The sequence below is a fragment of the Amycolatopsis sp. NPDC005232 genome, from assembly GCF_040607795.1.
GTDB lineage: Bacteria > Actinomycetota > Actinomycetes > Mycobacteriales > Pseudonocardiaceae > Amycolatopsis.
Genome location: NZ_JBEXHL010000001.1, coordinates 46,949 through 65,847, shown reverse-complemented (window position 1 = coordinate 65,847; position 18,899 = coordinate 46,949). Strand labels below are relative to the sequence as shown.

Annotated in this window: 17 protein-coding genes; 15 read left to right on the top strand and 2 right to left on the bottom strand. The window is 70.7% G+C overall.

The genetic code is table 11. The features are described 5' to 3' along the window. Nucleotides 1-65: 65 nt before the first annotated feature. The 8 genes from ftsY (at nucleotide 66) to ABZU76_RS00295 (ending at nucleotide 6,159) form a co-directional block, all read left to right on the top strand. Entirely contained in the window at nucleotides 66-1,415 is a 1,350-nt protein-coding gene (gene ftsY, locus ABZU76_RS00330) for a signal recognition particle-docking protein FtsY (RefSeq protein WP_354863587.1), read from the top strand. A 108-nt stretch (nucleotides 1,416-1,523) separates the two neighbouring features. Then, nucleotides 1,524-2,078, top strand: coding sequence for a hypothetical protein (locus tag ABZU76_RS00325; RefSeq protein WP_354863585.1), 555 nt, complete (start codon nucleotides 1,524-1,526; stop codon nucleotides 2,076-2,078). Further along, nucleotides 2,078-3,493 carry a putative T7SS-secreted protein gene (locus ABZU76_RS00320; protein WP_354863583.1) on the top strand — a complete coding sequence of 472 codons (1,416 nt, stop codon included), beginning with the start codon at nucleotides 2,078-2,080 and terminating at the stop codon, nucleotides 3,491-3,493. The genes ABZU76_RS00325 and ABZU76_RS00320 overlap by 1 nt, the downstream gene beginning before the upstream one ends. 25 nt (nucleotides 3,494-3,518) lie before the next feature. Then, nucleotides 3,519-4,019: a hypothetical protein gene (locus ABZU76_RS00315; protein WP_354863581.1), complete on the top strand. Its 501-nt coding sequence runs from the start codon at nucleotides 3,519-3,521 to the stop codon at nucleotides 4,017-4,019. Next, on the top strand, nucleotides 4,016-4,486 hold the full coding sequence (locus tag ABZU76_RS00310) for a YbaB/EbfC family nucleoid-associated protein (RefSeq protein WP_354863579.1): 471 nt from the start codon (nucleotides 4,016-4,018) through the stop codon (nucleotides 4,484-4,486). Before ABZU76_RS00315 ends, ABZU76_RS00310 begins: the two co-directional genes overlap by 4 nt. Then, complete coding sequence (locus ABZU76_RS00305) at nucleotides 4,483-5,223, top strand: hypothetical protein (RefSeq protein WP_354863577.1); 741 nt, start codon at nucleotides 4,483-4,485, stop codon at nucleotides 5,221-5,223. Before ABZU76_RS00310 ends, ABZU76_RS00305 begins: the two co-directional genes overlap by 4 nt. A 12-nt stretch (nucleotides 5,224-5,235) precedes the next feature. Next, nucleotides 5,236-5,550, top strand: coding sequence for a DUF4333 domain-containing protein (locus tag ABZU76_RS00300; RefSeq protein WP_354863575.1), 315 nt, complete (start codon nucleotides 5,236-5,238; stop codon nucleotides 5,548-5,550). Nucleotides 5,551-5,661: 111 nt separating this feature from the next. After that, complete coding sequence (locus ABZU76_RS00295; protein ID WP_354863573.1) at nucleotides 5,662-6,159, top strand: GNAT family protein; 498 nt, start codon at nucleotides 5,662-5,664, stop codon at nucleotides 6,157-6,159. Here the strand turns inward: ABZU76_RS00295 and ABZU76_RS00290 are convergent. Further along, nucleotides 6,152-6,916 carry an IclR family transcriptional regulator gene (locus ABZU76_RS00290; protein ID WP_354863571.1) on the bottom strand — a complete coding sequence of 255 codons (765 nt, stop codon included), beginning with the start codon at nucleotides 6,914-6,916 and terminating at the stop codon, nucleotides 6,152-6,154. The two genes, ABZU76_RS00295 and ABZU76_RS00290, sit on opposite strands and share 8 nt — an antisense overlap. A 121-nt stretch (nucleotides 6,917-7,037) precedes the next feature. Between ABZU76_RS00290 and aceB the strand changes: the two genes are divergently transcribed. The 3 genes from aceB to htpG all read left to right on the top strand — a co-directional run bounded on the left by aceB (nucleotide 7,038) and on the right by htpG (nucleotide 12,143). Then, on the top strand, nucleotides 7,038-8,612 hold the full coding sequence (gene aceB, locus ABZU76_RS00285; RefSeq protein WP_354863569.1) for a malate synthase A: 1,575 nt from the start codon (nucleotides 7,038-7,040) through the stop codon (nucleotides 8,610-8,612). Continuing rightward, nucleotides 8,612-9,808, top strand: a complete 1,197-nt coding sequence (locus tag ABZU76_RS00280; protein WP_354863567.1) for an aldolase — start codon at nucleotides 8,612-8,614, stop codon at nucleotides 9,806-9,808. The genes aceB and ABZU76_RS00280 overlap by 1 nt, the downstream gene beginning before the upstream one ends. 391 nt (nucleotides 9,809-10,199) lie before the next feature. Beyond that, complete coding sequence (gene htpG / locus ABZU76_RS00275; protein WP_354863565.1) at nucleotides 10,200-12,143, top strand: molecular chaperone HtpG; 1,944 nt, start codon at nucleotides 10,200-10,202, stop codon at nucleotides 12,141-12,143. A gap of 203 nt (nucleotides 12,144-12,346) precedes the next feature. On the opposite strand, the gene ABZU76_RS00270 is transcribed toward htpG, so the two are convergent. Beyond that, nucleotides 12,347-13,741 carry a helix-turn-helix domain-containing protein gene (locus tag ABZU76_RS00270; protein WP_354863563.1) on the bottom strand — a complete coding sequence of 465 codons (1,395 nt, stop codon included), beginning with the start codon at nucleotides 13,739-13,741 and terminating at the stop codon, nucleotides 12,347-12,349. 124 nt (nucleotides 13,742-13,865) lie between these two features. On the opposite strand from ABZU76_RS00270, the gene ABZU76_RS00265 reads away from it, so the two are divergent. Genes ABZU76_RS00265 through pucD form a run of 4 tightly spaced genes read left to right on the top strand, consistent with a single transcriptional unit; the run spans nucleotide 13,866 to nucleotide 18,869 of the window. Then, a complete protein-coding gene (locus ABZU76_RS00265) occupies nucleotides 13,866-14,780 on the top strand; it encodes an FAD binding domain-containing protein (protein ID WP_354863561.1) in 915 nt (304 codons plus the stop codon). Next, complete coding sequence (locus ABZU76_RS00260) at nucleotides 14,771-15,259, top strand: (2Fe-2S)-binding protein (protein WP_354863559.1); 489 nt, start codon at nucleotides 14,771-14,773, stop codon at nucleotides 15,257-15,259. The genes ABZU76_RS00265 and ABZU76_RS00260 overlap by 10 nt, the downstream gene beginning before the upstream one ends. Then, nucleotides 15,256-16,596 (top strand): 8-oxoguanine deaminase, encoded by a 1,341-nt coding sequence (locus ABZU76_RS00255; RefSeq protein ID WP_354863557.1) that lies wholly within the window; start codon nucleotides 15,256-15,258, stop codon nucleotides 16,594-16,596. The genes ABZU76_RS00260 and ABZU76_RS00255 overlap by 4 nt, the downstream gene beginning before the upstream one ends. Next, entirely contained in the window at nucleotides 16,593-18,869 is a 2,277-nt protein-coding gene (gene pucD, locus ABZU76_RS00250; protein ID WP_354863555.1) for a xanthine dehydrogenase subunit D, read from the top strand. Before ABZU76_RS00255 ends, pucD begins: the two co-directional genes overlap by 4 nt. Nucleotides 18,870-18,899: the final 30 nt, after the last annotated feature.

Here is an 18,899-nt window from a genome sequence, read left to right as displayed (position 1 = left end):
GGCCTGAAGGGTGCAGCGCGGTGGGGTGTCCGGGGGAGCATCGGAGCAGATGACAGGATGGGTGCGTGTCGAGTACCTGGTTCTGGATCGTCATCGTCGCCGTCGTCGTCCTGGTCGCCGTGCTGGTGTCCGGGCTGCTCATCGCACGTCGGCGGCGGATCAGCCTCGAACAGACGCGCAAGGTCGAGGAGAAGCCGAAGGGCGGCGGGTACACCGCGTCCGGCGGCATCACCTTCGCGCCCGGAGGTGAGGCCGAGGCTGCCCCTGCCGCGGAACCGGTGCCGGCCGAGCACCCCGTCGAGGACCGCCCGGAGGTCGACGGCCAGCCCGCCGTGGGCGACGACGCCGCGGTGCCGCGCGACTCCGACCAGCGCACGATGCGCGACGTCAAGCTGCCCGAGCCGGAGTCGGAAGGCCCCGCGGCCGCGCCGGTCGCCGGCACTGTCGAACCGATCGAGCCGGTCCTCCCGATCGACGAGATCGACCCCGCGGCCGGCCGCCTGGATCGCCTGCGCGGCCGGCTGTCGAAGTCGCGCTCGATGTTCGGCCAGAGCCTGCTGGGCCTGCTCGGCGCCGGCGACCTCGACGAGGACTCCTGGCAGGACGTCGAGGACTCGCTGCTCATCGCCGACCTCGGCGCGGCCACCACGACCCAGATCGTCGAACGCCTGCGTGACGAGCTGTCGCGCCGCGCGGTGCGCACGCCCGCCGAAGCGCGCGAAGTGCTGCGCGAGGTCCTGACCGCTTCGCTGTCCACGGACGGCATTCGCGCCGTGCGCGCGCTGCCGCACGAGGTCGACGGCCAGAAGCAGCCCGCCGTCGTGCTCGTCGCCGGCGTGAACGGCACCGGCAAGACCACCACCACCGGCAAGCTCGCGCGCGTGCTCGTCGCGCAGGGCTCCACTGTGGTGCTCGGCGCGGCCGACACCTTCCGCGCCGCGGCCGCCGACCAGCTCCAGACCTGGGGCGAGCGCGTCGGCGCGTCGGTCGTGCGCGGCAAGGAAGGCGCCGACCCCGCGGCCGTCGCGTTCGACGCGGTGAAGCGCGGCATCGACGAAGGCGCCGACGCGGTCCTCGTCGACACCGCGGGCCGCCTGCACACCAAGACCGGCCTCATGGACGAGCTCGGCAAGGTCAAGCGCGTGGTCGAGAAGCAGGCGAAGGTCGACGAGGTCCTGCTGGTGCTCGACGCGACCACGGGCCAGAACGGCCTCGCCCAGGCCCGCGTGTTCTCCGAGGTCATCGACGTCACGGGCATCGTTCTCACCAAGCTCGACGGCACGGCCAAGGGCGGCATCGTCTTCCAGGTCCAGAAGGAGCTCGGGGTGCCGGTGAAGCTCGTCGGTCTCGGCGAAGGGCCCGACGACCTGGCGCCGTTCGAGCCCGGCGCGTTCGTGGACGCCCTGCTCGGCTGAGACAGGATTCGCCCGTTGAGGTGATCAACCGGCGAAGCGGGCAGAACCCTCGTGAGTTTCTGCCACCGTGGACTCGTCGTTGCAGGCCGGACGAGGGGTTCACGGGGGATGACGGGCGGGTTCGACGCCGTAACAGAGGAGCTCGAACGCGCCGCCGACACGATCGGCGACGTCGTCGGGGGCGCTGCGGGCCTGCTGTGGCAGGGCCCGAGCGGCAACTACGGGCACCCCGGCGTGCAGGCGGGCTGGGGCAGCTTCATCGCGGACATCGAGTCCGTCGTCGAAGGACTCACCGGCAAGGCCCACGGCCACGGCGAGGACCTGCGCACGGCGGCGGTCCGCTACGCGAGCGCCGACGACACCGCGAGCGACTCGATCGTGAAGACCGCGGCGAAGGCGTTCGGCGGCTCTTCCGGCGGCGGCATCTTCGGCCCACTCGGCGAGGTCCTGCACACCTCCGTTGACCCGAAGCCGGACGACGGCGAGAAGCTCGGTCCCGCGTGGACCGGCGGCGCGAGCGGCCGCATCAGCGGGTCGATCGACGAACTCCCGCCGGACGTGATGAGTCCCGAGCGCTCCCGGGAACTGTTCCCCGGTCCGAAGTCCGAGGTCCAGTGCCCTGACCCCGTAACCGAGGCGGACCGCGAAGGACCGGTGTTCTGATGGCCGCCGAACTGGGGGATACGACCGACCCGAAGGACCTCGTCCCCGGCGAGCCGCGCTTCATCTCGGGAGACCTGAAGGATCTCGTCCGCAACATCCAGAAGATGGCCGCGATCTCCGACGGCCTGTCCGGCGTTGACGCGAAGCAGTGGTCCGGCGAAGCGAGTGACCGGTTCCGCGAGACCTTCGGCCGGGAGCCGAAGAAGTGGTTCGACACCATCGGCGTCCTGGGCACCGGGGCCAATGCCCTCGCCGATTACGGCGACGCCCTGACTCGCAGCCAGTCTGAAGCCCAGCGGGCGATCGAGCTGTACACACAGGGTCAGGCAGCCACGCGGGCCGCGTCCTCGCAGTGGATTGTGGACGCCTACCAGGCCCTCACCGGCGGGTACTCGGTCCCGGCCTTTGCTGATCCTGGCCAGGGCGCGACTCGTCAGGCCGAACAGATCTTGCGGGCCGCCCGCGCCGCTCTCGAGGAGGCCGGCGGCTCCACGGCGGAGAAGCTCGGGTTCGAGAAGAAGGCCGACGGCACGTACAAAAAGGATCTCGGGGATTCTCACGAGTTCGGCGCGGAGCACCGCGACAAAGAGACGAAGACGGAGTGGGACCCCGACAAGAAGAAGTGGGTCAAGGTCGAGGAGGACCCCGGCGGCTGGCAGGACCACAAGGGCGGCAAGAACTATTCCCGCGAATTCGGTTCGCAGTCCGACGGCATGCTCACCGACAAACTCGGCGGCCTCCTCGAAAAGTTCGGCATCGACACCTCCGAAAGCACCGTGTCGGCGTCCGCGAGTGTCGACCTCGTCGACGGCTCGCTGGAGGGGAAGTTCGGCGACGGAACCTTCGGCGGCAGCGGCAAAATCGAGGGCGCGGCCCTCGGCGCCGGCGCCGAGGCGCACGCCGGTGCGGGCCCGCTGGGTCTCACGGCGGGTGCGTCCGCCGAGGCGTACCTGGCCAAGGGCAGTGCCCAGGGTGAGGTCCACTACGGCGACCACGTTGCGGTCAAGGGCGATGCCTCGGCCGAGGTCGGAGCCAAGGCGTCCGCCCAGGGATCGCTCGGCTGGTCCGGGATGCAGGGCAGCGTAGAAGGATTCGCGGGCGGCCGCATCGAGGGCAACGCGAGCGCCGAGGTCGCCGGTGTCACCGCCGGTGCGCACGGCGAGGCGTGGGCCGGCGTCGGGGCCGAGGCGAGCGCCCAGTTCGGCATGGGCGACGACGGGAAGTTCCACGTCGGTGCTTCGCTCGGCGTGGCCTTGGGTATCGGTGGCAAGGTCGGGTTCGACCTCAGCATCGATCCGGGTGAGGTCGTCGACACCGTGCAGGACGTGGCCGGTGACGTCGCCGACGTGGCCTCCGACGTCGGGCACGGCATCGCGAACGCCGCGGGCGCTGTGGGCGACTTCCTTGGCTTCTGACCACCAGAGATTCGGAGCAGACACAGTGGCAGGCACTCTCCCCGTCCCGATCGTCTTCGAGCTGCCGGACGGATGGCGTTCCGTTCCGCCCGACGAAGTCGGCACGCCGGACGCCGCGTTCGTCGCGCTCAACACCGGCAGTTCGCGCGAGGGCTTCACGGCGAACATCACGATCACCGGCGAGCTCCGCGAGGACGACGCGCCGCTCACGGCCATCGGTGACGAGGCCGTCGAGCGGTTGCGGAGCGCGGGCGCCGCGGGCGTGCAGCTCGGACGACGCAACGAGGTCGGCTCGGCGGAGAACCCGGGTCTCACGCAGGCGGTGAAGCTGACCGTCGGCCTCAAGGGCAAGCAGGTGGACCTCGTGCAGTTCCAGGTGTTCATGGTCATGCGAGACCAGCAAAACCCGGAGCGGCGTGCGGTCTTGCACATCGTGCTGTCCGCGCTGCTGGAAAACCAGTTCGAGCATGTCATCGACGACTTCCAGAAGTTCCTCACCACCGTCAAACCGGAGCAGGCGGCATGAACGACACCGCACGGCAGCTGCTGGCGCGCATCGAGGCGATCGACACGGCCGCGGCCGACAACCGCTTGCGGGCCGAGGCATACCAGCGCGTGGCCGACGAACTGAAAGACGCGATGGGCAGCGCCACCTCACCGGACGGCGTGGTCACCGTGGTCGCCGGTCCCGGCGGCGCGATCGCGTCGGTCACCTTCAGCGAACGGGCCCGGGAAACGGATCCCGCTGTGCTGTCGTCGGACGTGCTGCGAGCGATCGGCGAAGCGCAGGCCGCGGCGGCGCGGATGCAGGCCGAAGTCGTGCGACGGGGCCTGGGGAGTACAGAGTTCCTCGACCGCGTGCTCGACTCCGACGAGCAGCTCTTCGGCGCCCCGCGGCCGGCAGCGCCGGCCCCGCCGAAGCCGACTCGAGCAGCGCCCGCGGACGACGATTTCGACGACTTCAGCGTCTACGACCAAGAGCCGACCCGGTGAGCACAGCGCTCATCCTCGTGATCGTCATCGGCGGCACGCTCCTGATCGCGGCCGCGGTGACGTGGTTCGTGGTGTGGAACAACCGCGGTATGCAGCGCGCCGAAACCGCGGTGCTGCAGCGGTTGGGCCAGGAAGCGCCGCGGCGGGGCTGGCGGTACGAGGAGCGCAACGACTCCTACTGCGCCTACTACAACGAAGGCGACCACTATCTGCAGCGTTCCTTCGCGGACGAGCTGTTCTCACCGACCGATCCGTTCGCGCGGCTGCCCGAGGCGTTCGAGGCGCACGAGATCGTGAGCGGGACGCACCGGGGACGACCCTTCCTCGGCGCCAGGTTCAAGGTGCGCCAACGCGGCGTGGCCATCCACTACACGCGGGCCGTGTGGGTGCGCACTCCGAAACTCGGCCCTGCCCTGCAAGTGGGCCCGGCAGTGGCGCTCGAGAGCCGCGTGAACGACTCGATCGGACGCGGCGACCTTCGAGTGGGCGACCCCGAGTTCGACGAACGCTACGAGGTGCTCACCGGCGACGATCGCTTCGCGCAGGCGGTACTCGTCCCGCAGGTCACCCACTTCTTGAAGACCGACCCGCGCCAGTTCCGGGGATTCTCCCTGTTCGGCGCGAACTTCGAGGTCTACGACCGCCTCGTCGATCACCGTGACCCCGAAAAACTCGTCGCCGCCTTGGATTTGCGGTGCGATCTGCTCGATTTGGTTCCGCGTTCCGTCTGGGCCTAGAGGAGGCTGGCTGTGGTGCGTCGTTTGGTGGTCGCAGTGTGTGGCATCGCGTTGGTGGCCGGGTGTTCCGCGCACGTAGAGGTGACGCGGCGGGTGGCGAAGACCGATCTGGAGAAGGGGATCGCCGACGCGCTGCAGAGCTCGATAGGGCAGCGGCCGGACACGGTGACGTGCCCAGGGCCGATCGACGCGAAAGTCGGGCAGCAGATGCGCTGCGAGCTGAGCGCCGGCACGACCAGGGCGGGCCTCACAGCGACCATCAACACCGTCAACGGCAGCGACGTCCGCTACTCGGTGAAGGTGGACGACCACGTCATCAGCAATTGAGGTGACACACCGGTCCCCGCCGGCGCACACTCGCGGTGTGTATTGACGCCCGCGTGGACCGCCCGTTTCCCCTCGTCACCCGAACACCCCCCGACGAGAGGAAACCCGGTCATGATCATCGAAGGCCCGCGCGTCCGCCTGCGTCCGCTCACGCGTGACGATCGCCAGCGCGCCCAGGAAATCCTGTCCACGCCCGAAGTCGCGCAGTGGTGGGGCGAAGCCGAGCCCGAGGTCGAAACCCTCCTCGAGGAGGATACCGGCTACTCCAGCTACGCCATCGAACGCGACGGGGACGTCATCGGGCTCATCCAGAGCTCCGAAGAACTCGACCCGCAATACCGCCACGCCGGCATCGACATCGCCGTCGACCCGGCCCACCACGGCCACGGCATCGGCCCTGAGGCCATCCGCGTGCTCGCGCAGCACCTGTTCGCCCGGGGCCACCACCGGCTCACGATCGACCCGGCCGCCGCGAACGAGAAGGCCGTGCACGTCTACACCAAGCTCGGCTTCCGGCCCGTCGGCCTGCTGCGCCAGTACGAACGCGGCCCCGACGGCACCTTCCACGACGGCCTGCTGATGGACCTGCTGGCGGGCGAGCTCAGGTGACGGGCAGCTGCTGCGAAAGCCGGTCGGCGATCTTCTGCACCACCGGCGCGATGCTCGCCACCGCGTCCGCGGTCAGCCGGCCGGACGGACCGGACACGGATACCGCCGCGGGCACCGGCATGCCGGGCACCGCGACGGCGATGCACCGGACCCCGAGCTCCTGCTCGGCCTCGTCCAGCGCGTAACCCTGCGACGCGATGCGCGTGAGCTCGACGGCGAGCGAAGAAGGGTCGGTGAAGGTGTGTTCGGTGTACGCGGGCATGCCCGTGCGCGCCAGAAGCGCCGCGACGTCGTCGACGGGCAGCTGCGCGAGCATCGCCTTGCCGACCCCGGTGCCGTGGGGCAGCAGGCGCCGGCCGACTTCGGTGAACATGCGCATGGAGTGCTTGGAGGGCACCTGGGCGACGTACACGACCTCGTCGCGCTCCAGCACGGCGAGGTTGGCCGTCTCGCCGACCTCCTCCACGAGCTCGACCAGCAGCGGCCGCGCCCACGAGCCGAACTGCATGCTCGCGTTCTCGCCGAGGCGGATGAGCCGCGCGCCGAGGGCGTAGCGGCGGTTCGTGTTCTGCCGGACGTACCCGAGATCCACGAGGGTGCGGATCAGCCGGTGAATGGTCGGCATCGGCAGCCCCGACAGGGTCGCGAGCTCCGACAGGCTGGCCTCCCCACCCGTGTCCGCGAGGTGCTCCAGCAGCTCGAACGCGCGCTGCAGGGACTGGACGCCGCCGTCCCGTCCGCCTTTCTCAGCTGCCACCGGTGGTCCTCCTCACAGGTCCTCTTCTTCCGAGCGTTTGAGCTTCCGCTATGCAGAAACTATAGTCCGTCAGGTAAAAACCGTAGGGACGTTATCCAAAGTACGACTCGGGGTGTTTCGCATGTCTGAAGTCCAGGTCCTCGGCGGCTCGGTGGAGCGCGGCGACGAGATCCTGACGCCGGAAGCCCTCGCCTTCCTGGCGGGGCTCCACGACGCCTTCGCGGCGCGCCGGGACGAGCTGCTCGCGGCCCGCGGCAAGCGCCGCGAAGAGGCCCGCGCGACCGGCCGGCTCGACTTCCTGCCGGAGACGAAGGAGATCCGCGAGGGCGACTGGAAGGTCGCCGAGGCGCCGCCGGCGCTGCGCGACCGCCGCGTGGAGATCACCGGTCCCACCGACCGCAAGATGACCATCAACGCCCTCAACTCCGGCGCCAAGGTGTGGCTCGCCGACTTCGAGGACGCCAACACGCCGCACTGGGCCAACGTCGTGTCCGGCCAGGTCAACCTGTCCGACGCCATCCGCGAGACCATCACGCTGGAGAGCGGCGGCAAGAGCTACGCGCTCAAGGACGACGTCGAGCACGCCACGATCGTGGTCCGCCCGCGCGGCTGGCACCTCGACGAGCGCAACCTCACCTTCGGCGGCCGCCAGGGTGTCGGCGCGCTGGTCGACTTCGGCCTGTACTTCTTCCACAACGCCGCCGAGCTGCTCAAGCGCGGCAAGGGACCGTACTTCTACCTGCCGAAGATGGAAAGCCACCTCGAGGCGCGGCTGTGGAACGACGTGTTCACCCACGCCGAGAAGACCCTCGGCATCGAGCACGGCACCGTCCGCGCCACCGTGCTGATCGAGACGATCCCGGCCGCGTTCGAGATGCAGGAGATCCTCTACGAGCTGCGTGAGCACGCCTCGGGCCTCAACGCGGGCCGCTGGGACTACCTGTTCAGTGTGATCAAGTACTTCCGCGACGCCGGTGAGAAGTTCGTGCTGCCGGACCGCAACTCGGTGACCATGACCGCGCCGTTCATGCGCGCCTACACCGAGCTGCTCGTGGCCACCTGCCACCAGCGCGGCGCGTTCGCGATCGGCGGCATGGCGGCGTTCATCCCGAGCAAGGACCCGAAGGTCAACGAGGGCGCGTTCGAGAAGGTCCACGCCGACAAGGCGCGCGAGGCGGCCGACGGCTTCGACGGTTCCTGGGTCGCGCACCCCGGCATGGTCGCCCTCTGCAAGGAGGAGTTCGACAAGGTTCTCGGCGACCGGCCGAACCAGCTCGAGCGCACCCGTGACGAGGTCAGCGTCACCGCCGACCAGCTCCTCGACGTCGCCTCGACGCCGGGCAGCGCCACCGCGGCCGGCCTGCGCGCCGCCGTCGAGGTCGGCATCCGCTACATCGCCTCCTGGCTGAGCGGCAACGGCGCGGCGGCCATCCACAACCTCATGGAGGACGCGGCCACCGCCGAGATCTCGCGGTCGCAGATCTGGCAGTGGGTCAAGAACGGCACGCAGCTCGACACCGGCGACACCGTCACCGCGGAGTTGGTGCGCGGCGTGGTGGCCGAGGTCCGCGGCGAGCTGTCGGCCGAGGTCAAGGAAGACGTGCTCACCCCGGCCGTCGAGCTGTTCGAGCAGGTCGCGCTCGCCGACGAGTTCCCGGACTTCCTCACGCTGCCGGCCTACGAGCACATCAAGTAATGCGGGACGGCAGGCTCACCGAGGACGTTTACACCGCCGCCGACGCGCGCCTGGCCGAGGCCGATGCGCGCGTCGCGGCGCTGTACCCCGGTGAGCCGCCGGGCCGCCGCCCCGTGCACACCGTGTACGTGCCGGCGTCGGAGTACCGCACGCGCCTGGTCGCCGACTGGGGCAAGCAGGCCATGCGGGTGTTCGTCGAGCGCGGCGACGTACTCGGCCTCGACGCGGACGTCGCAGAGCGCGTGCGCGCGAAGCTCCTAAGCGAGCCGATCGAGGACTTGCGGATCGACTTCGAGGACGGCTACGGCAACCCGGGCGACGAAGCCGAGGACGCCGCCGCCCTGGCCGCCGGGCAGACCCTCGCGACCACGGGCGGCACACCGTTCGTCGGCATCCGCTTCAAGAGCTTCGAGTCCGCCACGCGCCGGCGCGGCATCCGCACACTGGACCTGTTCCTGACCGGTTTGCTCAGCAACGGCAACCTCCCCGACGGCTTCGTGGTCACGCTGCCGAAAGTGACCGCCGTCGAGCAGGTCTCGGTGGCGGCCGACGTACTCGGGCAGCTCGAGGTCGCCTACGGCCTGGCGGAAGGCACGCTGCGCTTCGAGGTACAGATCGAGACCGCGCAGTCGATCCTCGCCCACGACGGCACGGTCGCAGTGGCCCGCATCATCCAGGCCGCCGCCGGCCGCTGCTCGGGCCTGCACTACGGCACCTACGACTACAGCGCGGGCCTCGGCATCGGCGCCGCCTACCAGAGCATGGCCCACCCGGCCGCCGACTTCGCGAAGCACCTCATGCAGGTCGCGGCCGCCGGCACCGGCGTACGCCTCTCCGACGGCTCCACCAACCGCCTGCCGATCGGCGACGACCTGCCCGGCGCCTGGGCCGAACACCTGCGCCTGGTTCGCCGCTCCCTGGAAAACGGCTTCTACCAGGGCTGGGACCTGCACCCGAACCAGCTGCCGACGCGCTTCGCCGCCACCTATGCCTTCTACCGCGAAGGCTTCCCCACCGCGGCAAAACGCCTCAGCGACTACGCCTCCCAAACCTCGTCCGGCGTCCTCGACGAACCCGCCACCGCCGCCGCCCTCGCCCACTACCTCCTCGGCGGCCTCCACTGCGGCGCCCTGGAAGCGGCCGAACTCCCCTTCGACGCCGCGACCCTCGACCGCTACGCCCGCCGCCTCACCTGACGCCCCACTGAACGCACCCCAACGCGGCGTTGGTTGCGCTCACCGCACCCAATGCGGCGTTGGTTGCGCTCAACGCACCGAACGCCACATTGGGGTGCTTTGACGCCCCACCCACCGCCGCCCGCCTGCCCGAATCGGCGCCTCACCCAGGCCGCGTCCACCCTCACGACCGCCGCCCACCCACGCAGCGGAACCTGCACCCAGACCCGCCCCGGCACCCAGCTTCGGGGTGCTCACCCGACGCGAGCCGCCCCGCGAGGGCCTGCACCCCACACAACACGCCCCTGCGAGGGCCTGCACCCGCAACACGCCCTGCGAGGACAGCAACCCACCCCAGGTAGGCTCGCTGCCGTCTTTCTGGTGTGGGGTGGGAAAGGAAAAACGCGACACCATGTCTCAAGAAGCGGCGACTCAAGCAGCACAGCCCGAAACCCTCGAATTCCAGTCCGAGGCCCGCCAGCTCCTCCAGCTGATGATCCACTCGATCTACTCGAACAAGGACATCTTCCTCCGCGAGCTCATCTCCAACGCCTCCGATGCCCTCGACAAGCTCCGCCTCGAGACCTACCGCGACAAGGACCTCGAAGCCGATACCTCGGACCTCCACGTCGAGCTCACCCTCGACAAGGACGCCCGTACCCTCACCGTCCGCGACAACGGCATCGGCATGAGCCGCGACGACGTCGTGAACCTCATCGGCACCATCGCCAAGTCGGGCACCGCCGAGTTCCTGCGCAAGCTCAAAGAGTCGCAAGACGGAAGCTCGCAGGACCTGATCGGCCAGTTCGGCGTCGGCTTCTACTCCAGCTTCATGGTCGCCGACAAGGTCACCCTCGTGACGCGCAAGGCCGGCACCGCCGACGGCGTGCGCTGGCAGTCCGAGGGCGAGGGCACCTACACGATCGAGCCGGTGGCCGACGCCCCGCAGGGCACCGCCGTGACGCTGCACCTCAAGCCGGCCGACGACGAGGACCACCTCTTCGACTACGCGTCGGAGTGGAAGGTCCGCGAGATCGTGAAGCGGTACTCCGACTTCATCACCTGGCCCGTGCGGATGGCCAAGCAGGCCAGCCCCCTTGAGGCCGCGGAGGAAGGCGCCGAGGAGGGCTCCGAAGAACGCACCGACCCGGAGTTCGAAACCGTCAACTCCCGCAAGGCCCTCTGGGCCCGCCCCTCCTCGGAAGTCTCCGACGAGGAGTACCAGGAGTTCTACAAGCACATCAGCCACGACTGGAACAACTCGCTCGAGACCGTCCGCATGCAGGCGGAGGGCACGTTCGAGTACCAGGCGCTGCTGTTCATCCCGTCCCAGGCGCCGATGGACCTGTTCATGCGGGACGCGAAGCGCGGCGTGCAGCTGTACGTGAAGCGCGTGTTCATCATGGACGACTGCGAAGCGCTCATGCCGAACTACCTGCGCTTCATCAAGGGTGTCGTCGACGCGCAGGACCTCTCGCTCAACGTCTCGCGCGAGATCCTGCAGCAGGACCGCCAGATCCGCGCGATCCGGCGGCGGCTGGAGAAGAAGATCCTCTCCACGATCAAGACGATGATGACCGAGGACGCCGAGAAGTACGCCACGTTCTGGCGCGAGTTCGGCCGCGCGGTGAAGGAGGGTCTGCTCGACGACCCGGAGAACCGCCCCGCCATCCTCGAGATCTCGTCGTTCGCGTCCACGCACCACGCTGAGAAGCCGACCTCGCTGCGCGACTACGTCTCGCGGATGAAGGAAGGCCAGGAGCACATCTACTACCTCACCGGCGAGTCGCGCACGGTGATCGAGAACTCGCCGCACCTGGAAGCGTTCCGCGCCAAGGGGTACGAGGTCCTCATCCTCACCGACCCGGTCGACGAGATGTGGGTCGACGGCGTGGGCGGGTTCGAGGAGAAGTCGTTCCAGTCCGTGGCCAAGGGCGAGGTCGACCTCGGCGGCGACGAGACGTCCGACGAGCAGAAGGCCGAGTACGCGGACCTGCTCAAGTGGATGTCGGCGACGCTCACCGACAGCGTCAAGGAGGTCCGCCTCTCCTCGCGGCTGACCACCTCGCCGTCGTGCATCGTCGGCGACTCGGGTGACATGACGCCGACGCTGGAGAAGATGTACCGCGCGATGGGCCAGGAGATGCCGCAGATCAAGCGGGTCCTGGAGCTCAACCCGGAGCACGCGCTGGTCTCCGGGCTGCGCAAGGCGTTCGCGGAGAACCCGGCGGACGGTTCGCTGGCCGAGACGGCGGAACTGCTGCACGGCATGGCGCTGCTGGCCGAGGGCGGCGAGCTGGCCGACCCGGGCCGGTTCCTGAAGCTGGTCGCCGACCGGGCCGCGAAGGCTCTGTAATTTGGCGTCGGCTCCGCCGACGCGTGCGAGATCGCCTTGGAGCCGGCTCCTTCCCGGCCGACATGGGCGGCCCCCCGGGCCGACCATGTCGGCCGGGAAGAAACCGGCGCGATCTCGCGCCGTGGTTGGCAAAGGTCGGCTGGTTTTGGCCGGTTAGGTCCGGGAAGGGCCTCCGAGGAATTCCTCGGAGGCCCTTCCCGGCTTCAGGACTCCGAAACCAGCGCCAGGTATACGTCGACCTGCGCGACGAAGTCCGTGAGGTCCACGCCGAGCAGCTCGGCGGCGCGGCCGATGCGGTAACGCAGGGTGTTCACATGGATGTGCAGGGTTTTCGCCGCGCGCGTGGGGGAGCCGGAGCACTCGAGGAACACGCGCACGGTGCGCACGAGGTCCGAGTGCTGCTCGGCGTCGTAGTCGAGCAGTGGCCCGAGCAGGCGCCGGCGCAACGCGGCGCGCAGGTCGGTGGACGCGCCGGCGAGCAGGAGCTGGTGCACGCCGAGCGCGGCGGCGGGCACGACCACCACGTCGCCTTCCCGGTCCGCCGCAAGGGAAAGCGCGTGGCGCGCCACTTCGAACGCGCCGCGTGATTCCGCCGCGGGCACGGCATCGCTGACACCGGCGAGGATCCGCGTCGCGCGCAGCAGAGGTTCCACTGTGGACAGAGCGGTCACGGCGTCGTTGGCCCAGCCGGCGGGCCACGAACCGTCGTCGGCGACGAGGGCGAGCGCCTCCGTGTGGTCGCGGCTGCCGGTCGGGGTGACGGCTTTCCCGGTGGTGGCCAGGAGTTCGGCGAGGACGTCGTGGGCCTCCGCGCTGTCCTCGGTCCGCAGGGCGACCGCGCGGACGTTCCCGCCGAGCGGCGCCGGCGACGGACGCGACCGCGCGCGAGCCAAACCGACCAGCCCGGCCAGCTCCTCGGCGAGCTCGGTCTGCGCGGTGCTCAGCGGTCCGTCCACGGCGAGCAGCCACGGCACCGCGTGGCGGCTCTCCACCGGCAGCACGGTCAGGCCGCCCGCCGCCGTCGGGCGGGCGCGGGCGGCGGCGAACTGGCGCACGGGCTCGGCCGCCGACACCGGCAGCGGCGCCGTGCCGGCCACCACCCGGGGCACGCCCGAGAGGACCCAGCACGCCGTGCCCAGCTCCTCGGCCGCGCGGGCCAGCAGGTCTTCCAGCGGCGCGTCCTCCGCGGCGGCGGTGAGCAAGCGTTTGCGCGCCCCGTCGGCGGCGGCCGCGAGTGCGAGCACCACGCGTTCGGTGACCACGGCGAACGACAGGTCTGGCGGCACTTCCAGCAGCGGGACGCCGTGGCGCGCGCACGTGTCGATGACGTCTTCCGGGATGCCACCGGCGTCGGCGCCCGACGCGGCCAACGCGGCGGCGCCCCCGGCCGCGAGCGCCGCCACGAATGGCTCGGCGTCGCCCGGCGCGCGCCACCACAGCAGCCCGGACAGCACGAGCTCACCCGCCGTCAGGTAGCGGCCCGGGTCGGGCAGCTCGGTCACGTAGATCCGCGTGACGGCGTGGTCGAGCAGGTCCTCGGCGGTGCTCGGGTGCGGGCGCAGGCCGGGCAGGCCCAGCAGGGTTCTCACGGTCGTCATCAGGCTTGTAGGAAAGCACAAACGGGTGGTCTTCCGCTGGGACGGCTTTCATGGCGGGGCACCGTTGCCGCGCGGGCGCGTTCGGCGTGTACTGGGATATCAGCCCGTGGGGAGGAGCTCGAGCGTGGATTTCCTGCGACCCGCCGACCTGGCCGAGGCGCTGGCCGTGAAGGCCGAACGGCCCGACGCGGTGCCGATCGCCGGTGGCACGGACGTGATGGTGGAGCTGAACTTCGACCACCGCCGCCCGGCCGCGCTGCTCGATCTCACCGGCGTCGCGGAGCTGGCGGAGTGGTCCACTTCGGACGGCACTCTTTCGGACGGCACTCTTGAGGGCAGCACTCTTTCAGACAGAACGGTGCGGCTCGGCGCCGCCGTGTCTTATTCGCGCGTGATTACGGAATTGGGTGAACCTTTGCCCGCGTTGGCGATGGCCTCGCGCACGGTCGGTTCGCCGCAGATCCGCAACCGCGGCACGGTCGGCGGCAACCTCGGCGCCGCGTCACCGGCCGGCGACACGCACCCGGTGCTGCTCGCGCTCGGCGCGCGCGTGGAGGTCGCGTCCGTCCGGGGCACGCGCGTGCTGCCGGCGGAGGAGTTCTACCTCGGCGTGAAGCGCAACGCGCTGGAGCCCGACGAGCTGATCACCGCCGTCCACCTGCCCGCGCACGCGGGTCCGCAGCAGTTCGCGAAGGTCGGCACGCGCAACGCGATGGTGATCGCCGTCTGCTCCTTCGCGGTGAACCTGCGGCCTTCGCAGCGCCAGGTGGGCGCCTCCGTCGGGTCCGCCGCGCCCACCCCGCGCCGGGCCCGCGCGGCCGAGGAGTTCCTGGCCGCCGAGCTGCCGTGGGACGCGCCCACGGCGTTGGCCGACTCGCTCAAACGGCGCTTCGGCGAACTCGTCGCCGAGGCCGCCGCACCGATCGACGACGTCCGCGGCAGCGCGGACTACCGCAGACACGCCCTGGCCGTGCTCGCTCGGCGCACGCTGACCTGGGCCTGGGACGAGCACCGGGGGAGTGAGCGCACGTGCGCGTGAACGTGACCGTCAACGGCGAGGCCCGCGAGGCCGACGACGTGTGGGAAGGCGAGAGCCTGCTCTACGTGCTGCGCGAGCGGCTCGGCCTGCCTGGCTCGAAAAACGCCTGTGAACAGGGTGAATGCGGGTCCTGCACGGTGTACCTCGACGACGTGCCGGTGTGCTCGTGCCTCGTGGCGGCCGGCCAGGTCGAGGGCCACTCGGTCCGGACCGTCGAGGGTTTGGCCGACGGCGACAAGCTGGATCCCGTGCAGCAGTCCTTCGTGGACAACGGCGCCGTGCAGTGCGGTTTCTGCACGCCCGGTCTCGTCGTCGCGGCTCACGACCTGCTCAACCGCGTGGCGCAGCCCAGCGACGAGGAGATCCGCGAGGCGCTGGCCGGGAACCTGTGCCGGTGCACGGGGTACGAGAAGATCCTCGACGCCGTCCGCGCCGCCGCTGTCCTGAAGGGCGGCGCCGTGAACGGTGGTGTCGCATGAGGACGGTCATCGAGAACGCCGCGATCGCCACCGTCAGCGGCCCCGAGTACGGCTCGGGGTACGTGCTAGTGGACAACGGCGTGATCGCCGAAGTCGGCGAAGGCACCTTCACCGGCGACGCCGAGGAGCACGTCGACGCGTCCGGCTGCCTCATCACGCCGGGCCTGGTCAACACCCACCACCACCTCTACCAGTGGGCCACGCGCGGGATGGCGGCCGACCACACGCTGTTCGAGTGGCTCGTCGCGCTCTACCCCGTCTGGGGTCGCCTCGACGCGGAGATCACGCACGCCGCCGGCACTGCCGGGCTGGCGCGGCTCGCGCTGACCGGCTGCACGACCGTGGCCGACCACCACTACGTCTTCCCGCGCGACGGCGGTGACCAGGTCGAGGCGCTCGTCGCGGCCCGCCAGCGCGTCGGCGTGCGGCTGCACCTCGTGCGCGGCTCGATGGACCGCGGCGAGTCCGACGGCGGCCTGCCGCCGGACAACCTCGTCGAGGGCACCGACGCCGCGCTGCTCGGCACGGAGGCGGTCATCGACCGGTTCCACGACTCGTCGCCCGACGCACACCTGCGGATCGCGGTCGGCCCGTGCTCACCGTTCTCCGTCACCGAGCGGCTGATGACCGGCGCGGCGGACCTGGCGCGCCGCAAGGGCGTGCGGCTTCACACGCACCTGGCCGAGACGCTCGACGAGGAACGCCAGTGCCTCGCCGAGGTCGGCTGCACGCCGGCCGAGTACGCGGACAAGCTCGGCTGGCTGGCGGGTGACGTCTGGCTCGCGCACACCATCCATCTCTCGCCCGACGCGATCCGCCGCTTCGGCGCTACCGGCACGGGCTCGGCGCACTGCCCCACGTCGAACGGCCGGCTCGGCGCGGGCATCGCCCCCGTGCGGCACCTGCTGGACGCCGGCGCGCCCGTGGGCCTCGGGGTCGACGGCGCCGCGTCCAACGAGTCCGGCGGCCTCGGCGAGGAGCTGCACCAGGCGCTGCTGCAGGCTCGGCAACGCGGCGGGCCGACCGCGCTGACCACCCGGGAAGCGCTGTGGCTCGGCACAATGGGCGGCGCGCGCTGCCTCGGCCGCGACGCCGAACTGGGCTCGATCGAGGCAGGCAAGCTCGGTGACCTCGCCGTGTGGGACCTGTCGGGGCTCGAGTACGCGGGCATCACCGACCCGGTCGCCGCGCTCGTGCTGGGCGCGACCCCACCGTTGGCGCGGCTGCTCGTGGGCGGCCGGACCGTGGTGGAGCACGGCACGCTGCGTGAGGAGGACGAGTCCGCGATCGCCCGCGACCTGGCCGCCGCGAGCACCCGGCTGCGGGAGGGCCGATGACGACCACCACCACCACCACTTCGCAGGCCACCGGCACCACCAACGGCGTCGGGGCCGACGCGCCGAGGCCCGACGGCACGGTGAAGGTGCGCGGCGAGTTCGCGTACTCCTCGGACCTGTGGCACGAGGACATGCTGTGGGGCGCGACCCTGCGCAGCCCCCACCCGTACGCGCGGATCACCGGGATCGACCTCACGGAAGCCCTTGCGGTGCAAGGGGTTTACGCCGTGCTGACCCACGAGGACGTGCCCGGTGTCAACCGCTACGGGCTGGAGCACGCCGACCAGCCGGTGCTGGCCGACGAGGTCGTGCGCTACCAGGGGGAGCCCGTGGCGCTCGTCGCCGCCGACCACCCGGAGACGGCGCGGCGGGCGATGAAGCGGATCAAGGTGACGTACGAACAGCTGTCGCCCGTCACCAGTTCCGAGGCGGCAGTGCGGGGCGACGGGCCTTTGTTGCACGATGGTGGCAACGTGGTCCGGCACGTGCGGATCCGGCGTGGCTCCGAGGACGTGCGGGCCGACATCGTGGTGTCCGGCGTGTACGAGGTCGGCATGCAGGACCAGGCGTTCCTCGGCCCGGAGTCGGGGCTCGCGGTGCCCGACACCGTCGGTGGCGTGGACCTGTACGTCGCGACGCAGTGGCTGCACGTCGACCAGCAGCAGATCGTCGCCGCGCTCGGCCTGCCGGTCGAGAAGGTGCGGCTGACGCTGGGCGGCGTCGGTGGCGCGTTCGGCGGCCGCGAGGACCTGTCGATGCAGGTGCACGCTTGCCTGCTCGCGCTGCACACCGGCAAGCCGGTGAAGATGGTCTACAACCGCGAGGAATCCTTCTACGGCCACGTGCACCGGCATCCGGCGAAGATGTACTACGAGCACGGCGCCACCTCCGACGGCCGGCTCGTGTACGTCCGCGCGCGCCTGTTCCTCGACGGCGGCGCGTACGCGTCGTCAACCGGCGCCGTGGTGGCCAATGCGGCGACGCTCGGCGTCGGACCGTACACAGTGGACAATGTGGCGGTGGACTGCTGGGGCGCCTACACGAACAACCCGCCGTGTGGCGCGATGCGCGGCTTCGGCGCGGTGCAGGCGGCGTTCGGGTACGAGTCGCAGATGGACAAGCTGGCCGCCGCGTGCGGCCTCGACCCGGTCGAGCTGCGCATCCGCAACGCGATGACCGAGGGCGCCGTGATGCCGACGGGCCAGGTCGTGGACTCGGCCGCGCCCGTCGCCGAGCTGCTGGAACGCTTGCGCGCCAAGCCGTTGCCCGCTTCGCGGTCGTTCGACCTGCGCCACCTGCCCGGCGGTGTCTCCAACACCACGCACGGCGAAGGCGTGGTGCGCGGCGTCGGGTATGCCGTGGGGATCAAGAACGTCTGCTTCTCCGAGGGCTTCGACGACTACTCCACCGCGCGCGTGCGCCTGCAGCTCGTCGGCGGCGAACCGGCGGCCACCGTGCACACCGCGGCGTGCGAGGTCGGGCAGGGGCTCGTGACGATCATGCAGCAGATCGTGCGCACCGAGCTCGGCGTGGAGCAGGTGACCGTGCTGCCCATGGACACCTCCATCGGCAACGGCGGCTCCACCTCGGCGTCCCGCCAGAGCTACGTGACCGGCGGCGCGGTGCAGGCCGCTTCCGCTGCCGTGCGCTCCCGCTTGCTATCCCAGGCCGGGCTTTCTTCGTCGACGCGTGTGGCCGGCGGCAAGCTCGTCGCGTCCGACGGCGTGGTGCTGGCGGATCTCGCGTCGGTGCTGGGGTCCTCGACGTTCGACGAAACGGTCGAATGGCGCCACCGCCCCACTTATCCGCTGGATCCGGTTACCGGCCAGGGTGTCGCCCACGTGCAGTACGGCTTCGCCGCCCACCGCGCCGTGGTCGACGTGGACGTGGAGCTGGGCCTGGTGAAAGTGGTCGCGCTCGACTGCGCCCAGGACGTCGGCCGCGCCCTCAACCCGCAGGCCGTCCTCGGCCAGATCCAGGGCGGCTCCGCCCAGGGCCTCGGCCTCGCCGTCATGGAGGAAATCCAGGTCGACGCGGGCCGCGTCCGCAACCCCTCCTTCACCGACTACCTCATCCCCACCGTCCTCGACATGCCCCCGATGTCCATCGACGTCCTCGAACGCCCCGACCCGCACGCCCCCTACGGCCTCCGCGGCGTCGGCGAACCCCCCACCATCTCCTCCACCCCGGCCATCGTCGCCGCCATCCGCGCCGCGACGGGCCTGGCGCTCACCCGGGTGCCGGTCCGGCCGGAACACCTGACGGGGACCTGAACCCGGCGTAGTCTCCGACGCGGAACGTCC